At 47.9% G+C, this 18,697-nt stretch carries 19 protein-coding genes; 12 read left to right on the top strand and 7 right to left on the bottom strand.

The features are described from left to right. Positions 1-250: 250 nt before the first annotated feature. Genes BCV73_RS04575 through BCV73_RS04565 form a run of 3 tightly spaced genes read right to left on the bottom strand, consistent with a single transcriptional unit; the run spans position 251 to position 2,107 of the window. Entirely contained in the window at positions 251-886 is a 636-nt protein-coding gene (locus BCV73_RS04575; protein WP_089546255.1) for a LysE family translocator, read from the bottom strand. A 23-nt stretch (positions 887-909) separates the two neighbouring features. Continuing rightward, a complete protein-coding gene (locus BCV73_RS04570; RefSeq protein WP_089546254.1) occupies positions 910-1,512 on the bottom strand; it encodes a hypothetical protein in 603 nt (200 codons plus the stop codon). 46 nt (positions 1,513-1,558) lie between these two features. Then, a complete protein-coding gene (locus BCV73_RS04565; RefSeq protein WP_089546253.1) occupies positions 1,559-2,107 on the bottom strand; it encodes a hypothetical protein in 549 nt (182 codons plus the stop codon). A 255-nt stretch (positions 2,108-2,362) separates the two neighbouring features. On the opposite strand from BCV73_RS04565, the gene BCV73_RS04560 reads away from it, so the two are divergent. Beyond that, positions 2,363-2,617, top strand: a complete 255-nt coding sequence (locus tag BCV73_RS04560; protein WP_089550094.1) for a MarR family transcriptional regulator — start codon at positions 2,363-2,365, stop codon at positions 2,615-2,617. A 295-nt stretch (positions 2,618-2,912) separates the two neighbouring features. On the opposite strand, the gene BCV73_RS04555 is transcribed toward BCV73_RS04560, so the two are convergent. The 3 genes from BCV73_RS04555 to BCV73_RS04545 are packed head-to-tail and all read right to left on the bottom strand — an operon-like array spanning position 2,913 to position 5,657. Next, positions 2,913-3,344, bottom strand: coding sequence for an SRPBCC family protein (locus tag BCV73_RS04555; protein WP_089546252.1), 432 nt, complete (start codon positions 3,342-3,344; stop codon positions 2,913-2,915). 33 nt (positions 3,345-3,377) lie between these two features. Then, a complete protein-coding gene (locus BCV73_RS04550) occupies positions 3,378-5,006 on the bottom strand; it encodes an FAD-dependent monooxygenase (protein WP_179231885.1) in 1,629 nt (542 codons plus the stop codon). Positions 5,007-5,048: 42 nt separating this feature from the next. Beyond that, the gene (locus BCV73_RS04545; RefSeq protein WP_256992737.1) at positions 5,049-5,657 is read right to left on the bottom strand and encodes a PadR family transcriptional regulator; all 609 of its coding nucleotides are present in this window, start codon (positions 5,655-5,657) and stop codon (positions 5,049-5,051) included. 258 nt (positions 5,658-5,915) lie between these two features. Here BCV73_RS04545 and BCV73_RS04540 point away from each other — a divergent pair, with 258 nt between their 5' ends. From BCV73_RS04540 to BCV73_RS04500, 11 genes are all read left to right on the top strand, one after another. Then, a complete protein-coding gene (locus tag BCV73_RS04540) occupies positions 5,916-6,191 on the top strand; it encodes a hypothetical protein (RefSeq protein WP_089546250.1) in 276 nt (91 codons plus the stop codon). Positions 6,192-6,556: 365 nt separating this feature from the next. Next, complete coding sequence (locus tag BCV73_RS04535; protein ID WP_089546249.1) at positions 6,557-7,951, top strand: MFS transporter; 1,395 nt, start codon at positions 6,557-6,559, stop codon at positions 7,949-7,951. 1,140 nt (positions 7,952-9,091) lie between these two features. Continuing rightward, positions 9,092-9,343, top strand: coding sequence for a hypothetical protein (locus tag BCV73_RS04530; RefSeq protein WP_089546248.1), 252 nt, complete (start codon positions 9,092-9,094; stop codon positions 9,341-9,343). Between the two features lie 2 nt (positions 9,344-9,345). Next, the gene (locus BCV73_RS04525) at positions 9,346-9,678 is read left to right on the top strand and encodes a hypothetical protein (RefSeq protein WP_089546247.1); all 333 of its coding nucleotides are present in this window, start codon (positions 9,346-9,348) and stop codon (positions 9,676-9,678) included. Further along, positions 9,675-10,130, top strand: a complete 456-nt coding sequence (locus BCV73_RS34725) for a hypothetical protein (protein WP_143811824.1) — start codon at positions 9,675-9,677, stop codon at positions 10,128-10,130. The genes BCV73_RS04525 and BCV73_RS34725 overlap by 4 nt, the downstream gene beginning before the upstream one ends. 1 nt (position 10,131) lies before the next feature. Continuing rightward, entirely contained in the window at positions 10,132-10,449 is a 318-nt protein-coding gene (locus BCV73_RS35355; protein ID WP_218828099.1) for a hypothetical protein, read from the top strand. Positions 10,450-10,563: 114 nt separating this feature from the next. Then, entirely contained in the window at positions 10,564-11,091 is a 528-nt protein-coding gene (locus BCV73_RS04520; RefSeq protein WP_089546246.1) for a hypothetical protein, read from the top strand. 377 nt (positions 11,092-11,468) lie between these two features. Further along, positions 11,469-12,470 (top strand): ketoacyl-ACP synthase III, encoded by a 1,002-nt coding sequence (locus BCV73_RS04515; protein WP_089546245.1) that lies wholly within the window; start codon positions 11,469-11,471, stop codon positions 12,468-12,470. Between the two features lie 256 nt (positions 12,471-12,726). Next, on the top strand, positions 12,727-13,626 hold the full coding sequence (locus tag BCV73_RS04510) for a LysR family transcriptional regulator (RefSeq protein WP_089546244.1): 900 nt from the start codon (positions 12,727-12,729) through the stop codon (positions 13,624-13,626). 158 nt (positions 13,627-13,784) lie between these two features. Then, the gene (locus BCV73_RS04505) at positions 13,785-14,270 is read left to right on the top strand and encodes a DinB family protein (RefSeq protein WP_089546243.1); all 486 of its coding nucleotides are present in this window, start codon (positions 13,785-13,787) and stop codon (positions 14,268-14,270) included. A gap of 256 nt (positions 14,271-14,526) precedes the next feature. Next, positions 14,527-15,690: an MFS transporter gene (locus BCV73_RS04500; protein ID WP_089546242.1), complete on the top strand. Its 1,164-nt coding sequence runs from the start codon at positions 14,527-14,529 to the stop codon at positions 15,688-15,690. Between the two features lie 221 nt (positions 15,691-15,911). Here BCV73_RS04500 and BCV73_RS04495 read toward each other — a convergent pair whose 3' ends face one another. Then, a complete protein-coding gene (locus tag BCV73_RS04495; RefSeq protein WP_089546241.1) occupies positions 15,912-18,641 on the bottom strand; it encodes an alpha-L-rhamnosidase in 2,730 nt (909 codons plus the stop codon). Positions 18,642-18,697: the final 56 nt, after the last annotated feature.

Below are 18,697 nucleotides of genomic sequence, written 5' to 3'. Positions count from 1 at the left end.
ATGGTGAGAAGCTACGTAAAAAAGAGAACGCCCCCAAAGGGCGCTCTGTCTATCCGGGCAGCCTTGCGTCGCCCTCGATCCTGCCGCACGTGATGTGCCTTTCTCAAAGATGAGAGAAGTATGCTAGACTAAAACAGCCTTAGCCCGATGGGTAGCTCAAGCTAAGGCTGTTTAGACATTTTGTTTTATTCCACCGTCTACTTGACGATATCACTAAAGGGCGGCCTTCAATCTTGACGTTATTGCATCATTACTGTCTTTGGAATGCAACCTTTAGGCCTAGTCCGATATAGATTGTTCCGACGAATTTGCCGCTTAGGCGGCTTAACCGGCTTATCCATGTCCTCTCTTTAACCAGTTTTCCAAGTGCAGAGATACCTAGTACAATTGAGGTTGTATACAATGCACTTAAAATCACAAAGACGACACCAAGGATCAAAAACTGCGTGGCAGCTTGACCTCGTTCGTGATGAACAAATTGAGGCAAAAACGCCAAAAAAAACAACGCTGTCTTAGGATTAAGAACTTCTGCAACAGTTGCCGTAAAGAATGACTTTAAAGCTCCTGCCGATTTTACCTTTGGAAGTTTCGGATTTGATGGCTTTCTCATCATTTCGCGAACTCCTAAATAGAGTAAGTATACCGCTCCTGCATATTTAACCATATTGAAAGCTAGAGCAGAGGTCATCAGTATAGTGGAAAGCCCGACAGTAGCAAATAAGGTGTGAAGAAAATCCCCGATTGCGATGCCAAGCCCTGCCATAATGCCTCCTTTTCGCCCGTTTTGAACAGTACGAGTAATGGTAAGAAGAACGGCTGGTCCTGGAATTAAAAATAAAAGAATGACAACGATAACATATGCCAGTAAAGTTGAAAAATCCGGCATCAGGCTTCCCCCTTCAAAAGCACTCAAGGTGATATATTGTTGTTGCGGTTTTGCAGCCATTGTTCAAATTCAGCGGGTGTGCTCACTTTATGATCTAATACAGCCGTATAGATATCAAAGCTTTTCACCTGTTTACCATACTCGGCTTTCGATGCCCAGACGGTTTTGATCCGCAGGATAGAGAGAACCGCATCTTCATGAAGACGACCGGGCAACGTACGAATATGCCGCAGATCAGGTTGTTTCTCAGGATCGTCAACGAACCAAATATCCAGCGACCATTTGCTTCCGCTTTCAGACAGGTAATCCAACCCAATAAAATACCCATCTGGGTAGGCCGGATCAGTGTTCCAGCTACCGGTATCGTTCATAAATTTCATCTGCCGAATCTTGGGATTCAATATCAATTGCGAAGCAATTCCGGAAATTACAGCAACGTCCAACTTGGAACAAATGACCGTCATATCAAGGTCTCTCCAAGTCATTAAACCAAGTGCCGCACTTCCAACTTTAACGGGCACACCGGCCGCTTTTAGCGTTTGGATAAGGTTCAATTCTTCCAACACTACAGCGGCCTCAGCTTGCAGCTGATTTTGACGAGCAAGTAGATCTTCAAACTCTTGCATTTGTTCGCTCCCCTCCTGACGCACTTATGTCAATTTGCCATTGTTTCTATAGTTTTTTGTTATAGTGGTCGACCGAAAATCCAAATATTACCTTCAACATAAATAAAAGACAAGTGATCAAAATATAAGGTGGGATATGAGGCAGCAAGGGGGTACAACCTTGGCCGATCGATAGAAGCAAGCCTGCAACAAACAGCTGCGACTGCTTTCCTTTAAGCGAGTTCACGATAAAAGCCGCTATTATAGTATATATCCATACCCCTATAGAATATCCGATAGCCGTGTTTAGTAAAACCCCAATGAATACGACATGAAAATGAATGGCAATGAACACAATCCGGTTCCTTTTCCTTGCAGCATAGTAATTGCTTGTTGACAACGTAAAATTGGCTATACAACCCGCGAAAATATCGAATATCAACAATAAACTAATAACTCTACGCCATACCGGTAAATTGGATGTCATTTCGGGATACATCCAATACAATATAGCAGTCAACAGTCCGCCAAACAGTAGAATCGTAAGAATGGATGCAAGAGATTGTTTTTCTCCAAAAACATCATGCAGAACCGATGGAATTATTACTTGTTTCAATCTGTTTTCCCCCCACTGCATTTTTGTTCACGTGACGAAAAATCCTCGAAATATCAGTAAACACGTCCCACTCCTATTTAGGATGATTGCCCGTTTCGCTTCCAATCGCTTTTGCCACTCCATTAAAATCTTATGCAATGGCCTTGTTATAAACGCGAGTTGACCAAATCAATGTGATAATTGCAATAACCACAATGACAATAAATCCTACGAATACTGATTGGTTTATAATTGATCCTTCCGCTAATTTTTTGGATGCTTCTACTCCATCTTGGCCTTAACATTACAGATCATAAGTGCTTAGATTTGATTTTAAGCAGAGGAAGAGCCACTGCAGGGCATCTAGCAGAGTGGACGGGACTAACCACGGGTGCTATTACAAGCGTGCTAAATCGCTTAGAAAGAGCGGGCTATATCCGCCGGACGAAGGATCCTAACGATCTCAGAGTGGTCTATGCCGAGCCACTCTATTCGCAATTGCATACGATTAAAAGGCATTCACTCCGTTAAACGATGCCATGCTTGAACTCTACTCAAAGTACAGTCAAGAGGAGTTACAGACCATACTCGATTACTTGATTCTCTCCTGTCAATCTCTTCGAAAGCTTACCGACGACCTTCGTAAACCAACTATAGAGAATCAGTAAAGCCGATGTCGTTAGTCCAACCCCATTTATCTTAATCATTAAGATAAATGGGGTGATGAGGTATGTCTATTACAAATTTAGAACTAATTTTAGTCCTAGACTTAGCAGACTATGCTGAAGCCTATACCACTCTTGCACTGCAGCAAACCGTATGGATATTAACCCTCAAGAACAGCTTTTAAGCCAGCAGCTGTTTGCCGCTGCTCTTTCTTCATCGATTGACGCATGAAAAATTCAGCTACCTTCGGAACGTTGTCAACTTGAATTGAGAAATGAACACGGCAAGATTGATCCGAGATCGGCTCAATACGATAGCTTTCGCGAAACGATTGTTTTTCGTCAGGAACTGTCTCCATCGTTAACAATTGATCCTGAACAAGCTCGGTCACGATCATGTTTTTTTCGCTCTTGAAGCCCGAGTATTTTCCACGTTCGAAATACTTGGTCCCCAACTGAGCAGGTCCTTCTGGAGTAACTCGAGCCTCCATAATACCTTTAATCCAGGAAGGTCTCCCCTTTAAATCAACGAGGCGTGAGAAAACGATAGATGCGGGATAATTATAGATTTCGTTATATTCAAATATAAGCATAATTATTATTCCTTCGTTTTTGATGTAGTGGATTTAACGAAAAAGGATTGTCGACAGAGCATGGGTTAACATTTTTTCCATTTCTCCCTTATTCCCCCCAGTACCCGGTTTTCGCCATCCGATATACCCGTCTGGCCGCACGATGACAGCCCCTGTAGAAGTTATACCGTATGCATCAAGAAAATCGTTCCCAGGATTGTTGAAATCAGCATGCCCATCAACCTGATAAATATCTATCGGGAAACGTAGCGTATCTTTAACATATTCAGCAGCCTCCACCCAGTTTTTTCCGTCTGATCCAACGAGTAACACAAATCGAGAACCAAACAGATCGATGGAGGAAAGCCGCTGACCGTTGCGTTCCAAAACGACGTGCGCAGCGCGGCTTCCTGGCTGACCGGTCCACGACTCTGGCTGTTGTACAAGGGGGTGGTTCTGCCCGTCTCCTTCCGGTATGAACGCGCCGTCTGGATAGCGATAACCCATATTGACATGTAGGGTGTTTACCGTAATTCCATTTGCTCCTTCGTGTTCGCGCTGCTGGGAGAGCATGACGACCTGTTCTACGGTGTAATCCGCTATAGGCCGTCTCTCCATGTCGTAAGTGGTAAGCAAGCCCTCGCCAGCTTCACCGCGCAACACGGCAGCCAGCTTCCAAGCGAGGTTGTGTGCCTCGGCAATGCCAGTATTTCCTCCCAAGCCGCCGCTGGGAGGTTGAACCCGTGCGGCATCACCAACGATAAATATACGGTCTTGTTGGAAGCGATCAGCTACGCGAGCAGCCATTTCCCAGGTTAATACCTTCTTGAACTTGACTGAAATGTCAGGGATTCCGATAGCTGCCCTTACTAATGCAATACATCGTTCTTCCGGGTAATCGTCAATCGTTTCCTCTTCCGGATCATAGATCACATCCAATCGGTATACATGAGGCCGCCTGTTTGTGCCGGGATACAAGACAAGGCTTCCGCTTGCGTCTTCATTGGCGAAGAAACACATATGTGCATTCTGGTTCTTGAAGAGATCATGGATGTCCGCGTCAAAAATGACGCTGATCAGATGAAAAAGTGTCCCCTCTCCATGCTGCCCGATTCCTAACGCTGCACGGATACCACTTTTGCTTCCGTCAGCTCCAATCATATACTCGGATCGAATCTGGCGTGTTTTGCCGTTGGTGCGATCCCGAATGGTGGCCGAGATGCCATGCTCATCTGCTTCGAATCCAATCATTTCTGTGTTGTATCGAAGATCGGCACCTGCTTGTTCAGCCTTCATCCGAAGCACAGGCTCAAGCAAATCTTGTGCAATGCCGTTTCCTTCAACAGGACTGGCATCCGTAAAATATGCGCTCATATCTTCCATCAGATTCTCAAATACTTCCCCGGCCAGACTCTCGACAAACATGATGCCGAATTCCCGTGGGAAAGGTGATTCTTCATGGCATATCTCCTCTTCAACTCCGGCAGAGCGAAAGATTTCCATCGTGCGGGCAGTCAAGCTTGAGACGCGCGGATGGATGGCCGTGCCCGGATGGCGTTCGACGACTGTTGACTTTATCCCTTGTTTAGCCAAAAGCAGGGAAAGGGATAGACCTACGAGACTCCCCCCTACAATAAGCACAGGTACCGTGTCGTCAATCTTAGTGGAATTTAACGAATTCATTATGACCATGTCCTTTCGTTATTCAATTTCTTTTTCATCTAATCAGTTATCGATTGACTCGTTTCTCTTGCGCAGCTCCTCCATGCTCCATGTCAGACTTCGGGCTTCAATATCGACAATGACGGATTGGATCCACCCGATTTCAGCTTCAAGCACGGCTTGTTGATACTCGCTTTCCAACAAAAACAGCCTCGGCAGTCTTAGCGTAACGCCTTTCTGAAACTGATCCTTGAGCCGAGCAAGTGTGTTCTCTAGCGCGTTGACCCGTTGTTTGAACAGGAGAGCCACATCTTTGGGCGTGAGCAGCGCCAGAAAAGAAACAGCAGCGGGGAATTCCAAAAACTCCTGTGCCGGTGTAGAAATCATTTCACGAATCCAAGTATAGGCAGCTTCGTGGCCCAAATCCGTAATTTCATAAACAACCAAGTCCGGTCTCCCTTCATTCTTTTTCTTTCCTTGAATGGCAATGGCCTTGTCTCGATGCAACCGTTCAATCGTTTGGTAAATACTTGCTCGATGGCGAACATTAATGACCTCATCCTTTTCCCTTTCTTTAATTAACTGTTGCATCCGATAAGGATGCATAGGCTCCTCAATAAGGAAACAAAGGATGGCTAAAGCGACAGGTGATTTCTTGATATTGGTAATCATAGTCATAATATAACTAGTAATAATATGACGCGTCAATAATAATTTCTTCTTTGATTCATTCGCTTAAAAAAATACAGGAAGGGAAACGTTTCTCGGATATTATTGACTGTTTGGTCCGGAAAGTGATAATATACGTTTCATCAGGGAATAAGGAGGTTACTTTCCGGGACGATAAGAGACTTATTTATCAAAGCGTTCAAACATTACTTAAATGAAAAAACTTCGGCTGTAGTTTCCAATCAGGAGAAAGCAGAAGCGGTGAAACGAACGATCGCCGATATTTTTCGAATCATCGTATCCACACTTCAGGATGAAGAGCAGCGAAAGGTATACATGATTTTACACAGTGCCATCTACCAGATCCCGCATGATACAGAAATTGCTGGGTTATTCGAGCAGGACAGGATACGACTTCATAATGCTTTTTATGAAGCGCTAGTCCTTGCCCAAAGCAAAGGGGAAGTCGGAGCAAACAAGGATCTGCATATGCTGCGCGGTATTTATATCATGCAAAGTATGCGATGGCTCAAGTAGCAAAGCTATCCAATGACCCGAAAGAGTTAGACGAAAAAGTCACCATTACGCTGTCTGTCCTCATTGACTATTGAGTGAAGTGTTATTTAACGCTTCTTCTTTTGGTAATTCTAGATCAAATGGTCAAAAATACTAATGGGTCAATTACTATGAAAAGATTTTCATTGTAAACACTCTAAAGAGATTGATGAATTTTCCGAGAGTGGGCCCTATGTTCCATTGTGCAGAGGCAAACAGGAAAGTCCAATCCCAATTGCCATTTTCAAAAGGTAAGCTTGAAATTTTTGAGCGGCCGACAACCCTTTGTAGGATGGAAATTGGCTCATTACTTACTTTTAAATAAGTACATACGAGGAGACTGAACCATGAGCAAAAACAGGAAAAAAGGTGTGGCGCTAATTCTACTTGCCGTTTCCCAATTAATATTGGCGTTGGATTATACCATCGTTTTTGTTGCAGTGCCTTCGATAGGAGCAGATTTAGGTTTTTCTGCGAATCATTTGCAGTGGGTCATTAGCGCATATTCGCTCGTTTTCGGTGGATTTCTGCTGATTGGCGGGAGACTATCCGACTTGTTGGGAAGGCGGCGCATTTTCATGATTGCCATCGCTCTCTTCGGGGTGGGGTCGCTCCTAGGCGGATTGGCAAACTCGCAAATAATGATGATTACTGCGAGAGGGTTGCAAGGACTGGGCGGGGCGCTGCTGTCGCCATCCACGTTATCGCTGATCATGTCTAATTTTGGTGAGGGGGCCGAACGCAATCGTGCAATGGGCATTTGGGCCTCCATGGGAGGCGTCGGTTTGTCACTTGGATTACTTCTTGGAGGGGGTTTGACCAGTTTTTTGGGCTGGGAGTTTACTTTTTTTGTTAACGTGCCGATCTGTCTGATTTCGCTCATCCTTGCACCGTTAGTGCTGTTAGAGAACAAAACGACTTCAGGACCAAAGCGTTACGATGCATTGGGAACAATATCAGTGACAGTGGGGATGATTCTTATCGTTTATTACTTGATTCAATCTCCAGTCGAAGGCTGGCTACATATCGAAACCTTGCCGTTTGGACTGGTTGGCGGAATATTGCTAATTTTATTCGTCATAATTGAAAAACGTACGAAAGAACCGTTAATCCCTTTTAGATTATTCCGCAACCGGAATTTGATTGGAGCAGCGATCATTGCTGCATTGTTTTCGGCTTCATTCGGTACACTGTACTATTTTCTATCCTTATATACTCAGGAGATATTGCACTACTCGGCCATTCAATCTGGACTAAGTTTCTTGCCGCTTACAATCAGTGCTTTTATCGGCGGGAGACTCATCAATAAGGTACTCTTAAATGCAGGCTTAGCCGGTACGGTCGCCATCGGGATGGTTCTAGGTGGAATCGGTTTCTTAGTGCTTACGCAGCTATCCGAGAAAGGCACTGCTTTGGGGATTATCCCAGGAACAGTTATCATCGGTTTTGGTCAAGCGCTTGTGTTTACGACGACATTCATAGCAGGAAGTACTGGTATCAATTCCAAGGAACAAGGAGTAGCATCTGCAATCGTTTCAACCGGCCAGCAAATAGGCAGTGCGGTGGGATTGGCCGCCATCATAGCAATTGTTTCCTACAACTTAAAATCGAATCTTCAGTTAGAAAAAATGAATCCGGGTGAATTGAATTCTGCAATTCACATGTCATTCATCGCTGCTTCCGTCATCACGTTTCTGGGCGTGTTTATTACATACAGCACTCTTAGCCGGAAAATGCAATGAACCGATTTAAACAAATACGGATCAAACGTCAGCTTGTAATCGAAAGGACCACCATAAACGGTCCCTCCTCGGCGGCATAGGATTTACATGGCTAATGAATAAGCGCCAGTCCGATAGAAATGACGTAGATGTAGATGGACACTAACAGCAGCATCACTTTGCCAGCCTTGAGCGCTCTACAGAGGGAAGCATCCCTATCTTCTTCAAGATAAATAAGATTTAAATGATTCTGGATGGATAAATAGGATCCATCCAATCCGATTCGGGCAAAAGTGCGCACTTATGATGGTCCATTATGGATACCCTATGATGAAATTGAATTTGTCGAACGCTTAATTAAGCTGAATTAATTGGACCGCCTAAAGGCGGTTTTTTTTGACAACTTTCTATGCATTTTTTGAATATTTTTTCATTTTCTCACTAATCGTGAAAATATTACTAATCGATTATGAAAAATGATCACCAATTATGACAACACACATCCCCCCCTGTGTGTTGTCATAATTGGTGAGAAAAACCAAGACGGAAATGTTGATACATCAAGGCGTGTTTTCATATTTAATGAGAGGAGTTCCTTTAGTAAAACCGGATATAATGCTTATTTTCAGTATTAATGAGAATTCCTGTAAAACTGAATTTGCATATTTATTCGCCTATATACATCGATTATAGAATAGGTCCCAGCTCGCCTAGACCAATTGGGCTTCTTTTCGACAATATAGAAGCCCTCGTGTTGTTTTGGCAACGGCAGAAATCAGTGGTTTGGTTTCAAGTTGACAGAATTCCGCTCCCTTGTTGAATCCAGGCCAAGGATGGTCCTAAAGAAAATATTACGGTGTCCACAGAACGAACCTCCCCCTTCTTCCTCACGATAATATTACCTTGTTCATACGTACAAGGCTTCTTTTTTTTAATCTATCAGCAACAAAAACACGCTTCAAAGGTTGCCAAATACCCTTGGGACCTAACAAGTCGCCGATTCTATAGTGCCCCATATTTATATTATTCTACTGCTGAGGGAGCGCCCCTTTCTTAAATTTTGGATTAACTTAACATTAGACAATCTTTGAAAATTTTCTTTATAATGGTTGAGCTTGTATGCCATACATAGTTAAACGGGATCATTCGGAGGATGTTAAAGTGAATAATAAAATTAAAGGGATTGCCATAGTAATTTGCATTCTAGTAGTAATTTTACTATTTGGGTTTTCCCCTGATTCATCAAAAGATTTAAGCATGGAGATGGAAAAAAACAAAAATTTTGAAATGGAAAAAATGCCGACAAAACCCGAAGTAGTCAAAGAAAAGTTTAATGTAGCTTCAAAGAATCTTGACTCAAGCAAATTGAAACTAAATCTTCATATAAAAAAACTAAAGATGGTAAGGGCCTGATCGTGGACGGTAATGGTGTCCTTAAGATTGATAATGATACTTATCCTTTTACAATTGAAGAGAACGGAGAAGGTGTATCATCTAGTATCGGGGAGGCTGAGGTTAACGGTCAGACTTATTATAAAGGAATCCTTCAGGGGCATATAAAAAACAAAAAAAGTACCGATATAATTTCAATCGTTTCCTATATCACTGGAGATATGAAGCAACAAGTAAGTAATGTAATAGTTGGTACGATGGGAAACGATGTATACATGTCTTTTGGTGATAATTCTTTTCTGACAAAGCAATTAAATGAAGAAATCGAAAAGAAATTCCAGGAGGCAAATCAATGAAGAGAATAACTAAGATCTTTTGTTCCACAATCACAGCTCTTTTAATCATAAACGGAATGGCTGCTACTGGATATGCCGCAAACGAAAGTTCTACTGATAAAATGGTAACAAAAGGTTGGAATAAGACGACAGTCTCTAGTAGTGGAACTTCTTATGGGAATGATATTGCGGACGTAACTGTTAGTGCTCTATACGATTCAACATCTCAAATGGGTACAGCACGGGTTCGCGGTTTTTCTCATCTTGCTCCAGTAAAAGAATATTTTGAGCCACGTAATCCAGGCTATTTGGTTGTTGGTGGTGTTCGTCAAGTTGAACTTACGACGGGTGATGATACAGTTAATCACGATTCCTACTTTAATGTATACAATACTGACCCTGGACCATCTTCGACTTCAGGGGGAGCTTCACAGTGGTGGACGATAGCTTACGATAGCTTACGATACCATTAGTATGGCTGGTGTGCCAGATAATGCAATTTCTGCGATAGTAAATACTTTAAATGAAAATGGTCCGGGGGTAACAGTAAACGAATCCTCAGCATATTGGAGAAATGTAACCCAAAGTTCAGGAAATTTTTCAACAGACCATTTTCCAGATTCAAGGGTAGATCTTGGAGTTGAAAATCCCACAAAAAATCCCGACTATTATACGGAGGATTCTGTAAAGGGGATGCAAGCAAAATTTTGGTTCAACTTAGGGCGCAATTCTACTTATTATCCGATGAGATCTTCTGCTTATATTACATTATCATGTTGCTACCGCGGATGAATACAACTATTACCAATGGGCACCTGTCGCTCAAGTAACGCAAAAGTGGCAAATAAATGCTCAATAGTTTTACTATGGATTAATATCAACTACTTTTAAGAAAGGAGAGAAATTTTGAGAAAATATATTAGTGCGATCCTCCTTATTTTATTAATTGTGTCAATTTTCTTTAATGTTTCAATGTTGTATCAAGATTACAAATCCACTCCAAATAATGGTGAAATTAAAGGTTCCTACGAGTTGTTTATGGTTGACATTCGTGCTGCGCAAACAAGTATAAATACCTATTTCGAGGAAACGGATGAAAAAAAGAAACAACTGGCGCTATACGACTTGTTAAGTTCCACTTACAAGATGGATTCGGATTTAAAACTACTAGATGTTAAAAGTAAATTGTTATACAAAAGGGGGTTATCCCCTCTTCCCAGCTTTACTTCAGATTTTGTAATAACTTCCTCACGATTATTTACTAGTTATACAATGGAAGGTAAAGATATAACTGATGATGCCAAAAAGTACAAATCCTACATTGATGATTTAAATAATGTGTTAAAGGATACAACCATGCAAGACAAGAAGTCCACCAAAGAAGTTTTCGACAAAGTAGATCATTACGCCAAAGAACATTTTCCAATGTATTAAATCTAAAATAGATATCATTTAAATCATGCCTCTTCTGCTATGGAAGTCTCACTCCTTCCTTACAGAAGAGGTTTTTTCTAGGTCAAGTTGCTTACTCCTATACATAGTATGTTCGTCTTTTACTTTGACTAGAATACTTTAAACGTAATTCTTCATCCCTTTAACCATTATATTATCGGGAGATCCGAATCAGGCAAAAGTGCGCACTAACGATACCACCACCACCCTATTGACCTCTCCCCAATTCACGTCTATAATTAGTACCAGATACTAATACTTGATATCAACAAATTGGCCTTATTTTTTTAATTTCCTAATATACACCCCATCCTTTATACCCAAAAGAACTCAAATTTTCCTAAAAGGAGCGATTGATAATGAACCTTTCAGTATCGACAGCCCGCATTACGGCTATTGGCAGCTATGTTCCAGAAAAAAAATTGACGAACGCGGATCTGGAGCAAATGGTGGATACGAGCGACGAGTGGATCGTCCAGCGGACCGGTATGCGGGAGCGGCGGATTGCCGGTGAGAACGAATACTCCTCTACCATGGCTTATAAGGCCGTGGAAGACTTGGTCAGCCGTTACGGTCAGGACTTGACCGATGTGGACTGCATCATCGTGTCGACGACGACGCCGGATTACGCTTTTCCGAGCGTGGCCTGCCAAATTCAAGGGTACTTTCACATCCCCAGCAGTGCGGCATTTGACCTGAACGCCACCTGCGCTGGCTTCACCTATGCGCTGCATATGGCCAACGGCCTGATTACATCCGGTCTGCACCGGAAGGTCCTGGTCGTCGCGGCCGAGACGCTGTCCCGCGTAACAGATTATACGGATCGGTCGACCTGCATCCTGTTCGGCGATGGAGCCGCGGCCGTTCTGGTCGAGAAGGATGAGCAGCGCCCAAGCTTTATCGCGGCCCATCTGGGCACGAACGGCGAAGGCGGCATCCACGTCTATCGCACGAACCTTTCCAAAACGATGAATGGTGAGGATCTGCTAACGAGCGAGAAAATGGTCCAAAACGGACGGGAAGTCTACAAATGGGCGACGCGCACCGTGGCTCAGGGCGTAGAATCTTTGCTGGAGCAGGCGGGAATGACGGCCGGGGACGTGAATTGGTTCGTTCCGCACAGCGCCAATTTCCGCATGGTCGAATCCATCTGCGAAAAAGCCGGCATCCCCGTGGAGAAGACACTGACCAGCATGGAGTATTACGGCAACACGTCTTCGGTTTCGATCCCGTTGGCTCTCCAGCTGGGACTGAACGAAGGCAAGCTGCAGAACGGAGATACACTGCTGCTGTACGGATTCGGCGGCGGCTTGACCCACGCCGGACTGATCCTGAAATGGGATTTGGATGACCGCGGTTGATTTGACGACGTTTAAACGGTATTAACAGGCTTCCGGCCTTGTCGGGAGCCTGTTTTCATTGAATTCGTTATGTCCGGGCTCCTGCTCCCCCCACCTTTACGACCGATATCCTACACGTTAAAATAAGAACAACTCATCGATCTGATGGATGCAACATTTCGACGCATTAAAAAAATCGATGATTAGGTCATAAACAAGTATACAACTACAATTAATTGCAATTTGAATACAATCCAACGACAAAGGTGGGAAAAGGATGAATCTGCACGCATTGCGCGTATTCGCGGAGGTGGCTAGTACGGGAAGCGTGACCCGGGCCGCCGGCAAGCTGCTGCTCAGCCAGCCCGCAGCCACCGCCCAGCTGCGGAATCTGGAGCAGGAGCTCGGGATGAAGCTGGTAACCTCCAAGGGGCGCTCCATCCAATTGACGCCAGCCGGCGAGCGGCTGGCTGCCCGGGCACGGCAGCTGTTTTCGCTGGAATACGAGATGGAGCGGGAAATGAACGCACTCAAAATCGGGCTCGAAGGCAGCCTCCGGATCTGCGCCACAGATCTGCCCGGCCGGACGGTGCTTCCCGCTTGGATCGTCTGCTTCAAGCAGCAGTATCCGAAGGTGCATGTCCAGTTGACCCGGGGCAGCTCCCGTATCGCAATGGAGCGGCTGCTCGACCATTCGGTGGACATCGCGCTCATCTGCGGTGAGGGTCCGAAGAATTCCGGTTTGGAATACATCACACTCATGGAAGATGAGCTGATCTTCATCGCCCACCCGGACCACCCCTTAGCGGGTGCCGCCACTACGCTCCAAGAGCTGATGGCAACCGCCTTTATCCTCCGGGAAGAAGGCAGCTATACCCGCAGGAAGCTCTTCTCCCTCTGCGATGCCTACGAAGTACCGAAGCCGCGAACCGGGATCTGCATTGAAGGGATGCATGAAACGATTGAAGCCGTCAAATCGGGATACGGCGTTTCTTTTGTGCCCTCCCTTGCGGTAGCCCGGGAGCTCAAATCCGGCGAGCTTGCGGAGGTGCGTGTTCCCGGGATGCGCGTCAAGGACCCGATCCGGCTGTACACCCGGATTGGCGAAGAGCCTCTGGCGCCGGCGGCTAACTTTATGGCCATGGTTGCACCGCCGCTATCCCAGGTCGGATCATAAATCATCAATTATTTTGATGATATTGCTTGATATATATATTGGATTTATACTCAAAATCTCATTATGCTGAAAGCACAGCACGGTCATGAAACCGACTGTGGAGAAGCATGGATGAGATTTTTGTTTTTCAGACCGATATCCCAAAGGAGGCACAACCTATGACATCAACATTGTTCACAACATATCAAAGCGCGGTCAAAACCCGACTGGAAGAAATGAAACGCACGGCCGAAGCTGCCATCGGGCAGCTCGAGGATTCTGCCCTTGCTTGGGCCCCGGAATCCGGTTCCAACAGCATCACCGTGATCGTCAAGCACATGAGCGGGAATATGATTTCCCGATGGACCGAACCGTTTACCACCGACGGGGAGAAACCGGACCGAAACCGCGATGCGGAGTTCATTCATGAAGAGCTCGACCGCGCAGCCCTGCTGGATCGCTGGGAACATGGCTGGAGCCTGTTCCTGGGACAAATCGCCGCGCTCCGGGAGGAGCAGCTGCTGACGGAAATCACGATCAAAGGCCGGTCCGTCACCGTCATCGAGGCCATTGAAAAAAGCCTGTACCATAACGCATACCACATCGGCCAAATCATTTATATCGCCAAGCAGTACCGCAAGGATCAATGGGTCAGTTTATCGTGATCCGTGGGCGGCGGTGTCTTTCAAAACAGGGGCATGCTGGCATGCCTCCCTGTTCCTTTCCATACCGCACGAATTAAAGCAACACATTCGCTAGGTGGGCATACCCGAAACATTTACGGTTACGGCGGCGCTTCCCGTGCTGTTTGGCGTATTTTTGTACCATCAAAGTTCATGACAATAATTGTCACTATTAAGCGATGCAATGACAGCAAGAACACCCTCTCTAAAACCACGAAGAAGGAAAGGAGAAGTAAATATGAAACTTACTGCGTTGTTTTTTCTGATCATGTTTATGATAGGGACGGATACCTTCCTCATCTCCCCGATGATTCCAACGCTTCAGGACCTGTACGGCGTCCCCACGGGAATGTCCGGCTGGATGATGGGCTCCTACACGCTAGGCGCCGCGGTCTTCGCCTTGATTGCCGGCCCGCTCTCGGACGGTCTGGATCGGAAAAAGGTCATGCTGCTCGGACTGCTGGGCTTTGCGGTATCCACCGCGCTGTGCGGAATCGCCGCAGACTTCTGGATGATGTGCCTATTCCGGCTGCTCGCCGGGATCAGCGCAGCTTTTGCCGCACCGCAGGTGTGGGCGTCCATCCAAACACTGCTGCCCGCAGAGAAAAAAGGTAAGGCGATGGGGCTTGCCTATGCGGGGCTCGCGGTATCCCAAGCGTTCGGAGTTCCGATCGGCAGCTGGCTCGCGGCAGAACGCTGGTCCCTCCCCTTTTTCGCGATCGGAGCCCTGTCCCTGCTGCTTGCCGGCGCCGCCTTTTTCATCCTGCCTTCCATGAAGCCGCAATCGAATGCCGTTCCATCGCGGCAGGCCTTCTGGCGCAGATATGCACCTCTTCTCGGAAGCGGCAGGGCTAGAGGCGCTTTCCTGGCTTATTTCCTGATCCATCTGGGCAGCAATGCCGCGTTTGCGTTTTTGGGTAAATGGTCAGCGGAACGCTTTCACCTACCCGTTGACCAGATCGGCACGATTATGATTTTCCTCGGCGTGGGCAATTTGGCCGGCAGTCTCGTGAGCGGATATGTCAACAACCTGTGGACGCCGTCCAGGATCGTAGCCGCTGCGGTGCCGCTCCTGATGATCGGCTATGCCGCGCTCCCGCACCTGCCGTCTTTCATGGCCGCGTCGATTATGTATTTCGCTATCTTTTTCATCCTGGGCATTCTTTTTCCAATGATCATGGGCGTCCTGAACAACTTGAATCCCTCGCTGCGGGGGACGATTTCAAGCACGGCTACGGCGACCATGAACGCCGCCACGACAGTCGGCGCCTCCCTTGCGGGCCTGCTGTACGCCGGAGGGTATGCGGCCGTCGGCCTGTTCTCAGCCTGCTGCTTCGCCGCGTCCCTGCTTATCTTTGGCACGAGCCGCGTGCTGGCGAAAGAGCCGGTACCGCAGGTGTAAAAAGCTATCCACGCACATTCTAAGCATCCATGCCCCATTCAACGGAAGTTTTTCTTTAATGACATAAGAAAATCCTTGTCTCTGAAGCTTATGCTCCCTTATATCTAAAAAAGCCCCGCCGACTCTGTCGGCGAGGCTTGCTTTCTTTTACAACGAAACCTAACAGCACGGGTAGGAACAGGAAGCAAGGGTATAAATGAACCCCATACCATGCCCTAGCCTCACGCCCCGGACAATGCTGGACTCGGCTGCTGGACGGTCACCCGGTATACGCCGGATCCCAGCTCCAGCTTCAGCACTCCAGCGTCGTCTTCCTTGGCGCTCAGTACACCCGATGCCTGATCCGCCGGCTGCCCATTGACCCGCGTCGTAGCGATCGAAGCGCCCGGCAGTTCAGCCACAGCGGTCGTGTTCGGCGGAATTTCGAATTCGTAGGACGCCAGCGGGCTGTCCCCGTCCCCGTCCTCGTCCGACAAGCTCCATTCGCTCCGGATCGTACCGTACATCGAATCCAGCGCAGCTTTGGCGTAAGACAGCGCCGAGTCCGTCCGTGGACGAAGCCGGATCCGCTTATACCCCGGTCCTTCAGCTTCATTCAAATCCAGCCCTGCCACGGCCCGGTACAGCCAGTCGCCGATGGCGCCGAAGGCGTAGTGGTTATACGAGTTCATGTCATCGCTCCAGAACGAGCCGTCTGGCTTGATACCGTCCCAATGCTCCCAGATCGTGGTCGCTCCCTGCTTGACCGAATACAGCCAGGACGGGTAATCCTCCTGCATCGCCAGCTTCACGGCCAGGTCGTGGTAGCCGTTCTCCGTCAGCACATGGCACAGGTACGGCGTACCGACGAATCCGGTGGTCAAATGGTGGTTCTGTTCCTTGACGTACTCCGCCAGCGTAGCCGCCATCCGGCGCTGAACCTCCCCTTCCACCAGCCCGAACATCAGCGGAAGGATCATCGCGGTCTGCGTATGCGCGGCCAGCCTTCCGCCCGGCGTGACGAACTCGTTCAGGAACGCTTCGGCCACACGTTCGTACAGCTGGCGGTAAGCGGCGGCATCCTCGGTACGCCCGAGAACCTCGGCGGTCTTTACGAACAAGGAAGTCGAATATGCATAGAAGCAGGTGGCGATCAAATCCCTTGGCGTCGCCCCGACGTAGCTGCCTTCCTTCGCGTCAAGCGCCAGCCAGTCGCCGAAATGAAACCCGGTATTCCACAAATATTCATTGTCCCCTTGGGCGCGGATATGGTCGACCCATGCCTTCATGCTGTCATATTGCTCCTCCAGAACCCGCTTATCGCCATAACAAAGATAGATCGTCCAAGGGCAAATGACGGCGGCATCTCCCCACGCTGCGGACGAGCAGGCGTTATCGTCGAGAACCTGCGGTATGACATGCGGCACGCCGCCATCCTCCCGCTGGTCGGCCTTCAGGTCGTGCAGCCACTTGGAGAAAAACGGTGCCACGCCGAAATTAAACGCGGCGGTCCGCACAAACACCTGAGCGTCCCCGGTCCATCCCAGCCGCTCATCGCGCTGCGGGCAATCGGTCGGAATGTCCAGGAAGTTGCCCCGCTGGCCCCACTCGATGTTATGCTGCAGCTGGTTCAACAGCTCATGCGAGCACTCGAACCGCCCAGTCTGCGGCATATCCGTGTGCATGACACGGCCTGTAAACCGGTCCGGATTCAGCGGCTCGGCATCCGGCCAGCCCTCGACCTTCACATAACGGAAGCCCTGGAAGGAGAAATGAGGCTCATACGTTTCCTCACCGCCGCCTTTGCAGATATACGTTACGGACTGCTTTGCCTTGCGGAGATTGCCCGTGTAAAAATTCCCGCGGCTGTCCAGCACCTCTGCGTGCTTTAGCGTAATCGCCGTGCCGGCCGGCAGGTTCAGGCGCATATGCATGCGGCCCACCATGTTCTGTCCCATATCGAGTACGGTATCCCCTTCAGGCGTCCGCAGAACTGTAACCGGTTTCAAATCTTGGATGACCCTCACCGGTTCATTTTCCTGCATGACGAGGATGTCCTTGGCGTGATCCAGCTTCACCATCCCTGTCCAGTCTGCATCATCAAACCCGGGCTGGCTCCAGCCGCCCGCCTCCAGCCGCGCATCATACGTTTCGCCGTGGTAAATTTCCGACATGCGTACCGGACCGGTCGACGCTTTCCAGGAAGGATCGCTTCCGATGATTTCTGTACTGCCGTCCGCATATTCAAGATGCAGCTGAAGCAGCAGCGCCCGCTGGTCACCATACAGGTTGCGATGGTTCTCCCAAGCCAAATTGCCCTTATACCATCCGTTGGCCAGCGCCGCACCGATGGCATTGTCAGCCCGGGATCGGATCAGGTCGGTGACGTCATAGGCCTGAACCTGCAGCCGGTGCCGGTAGCTGGTCCAGCCCGGTGTGAATGCCCAGTCGCCCACCCGCTCGCCGTTCAGCTCCAGCTCATAGAAGCCTAGGCTTGTCGCGTATATTCGTGCCTTTTGGACGTCTTTACTCACATGGAACGCTTTGCGAAGAAGGAACTCTTCCTCCGCCTGGGGATCGATTCGTCCCGGTTCGGGCGTAATCCAGTCCGCACTCCAGTCCGCCGTCCGCAGCAGCCCCATTTCAAAATAGGACGTGTCGCTCCATTCCGACTCCTGCCCCTGCTGGTCCCACACTTTGACGCGCCAGCTGCAGCATTGTCCGGATTGAAGCGCGGCACCCGCATATTCGACAAGCACCGATTCGTCCGAGTCCACGACGCCCGTGTCCCAGATCAGATGATCCCCGGCAAAATCCCCTTCCTCTCCCGTCACCTGAAGATGATAAGCCGACTGCAGTACATGCATCCGGCCGGACGTGAGCTGCCAGCTGAAGCGGGGACGCTCCGTGCCGAGCCCAAGCGGCTCGCTGCGGTATTCGCAGGTCAATTTCGTAATGCCTAGCGTTGACATAGACTTCCCTCCCGTTTTTTGCGTTGGATGCTAGCCAGGGTCTTTGGCCATGTGTT

The organism is Paenibacillus sp. SSG-1 (assembly GCF_002224835.1).
GTDB lineage: Bacteria > Bacillota > Bacilli > Paenibacillales > Paenibacillaceae > Paenibacillus_AQ > Paenibacillus_AQ favisporus.
This window is presented reverse-complemented; position numbering and strand designations above follow the sequence as displayed.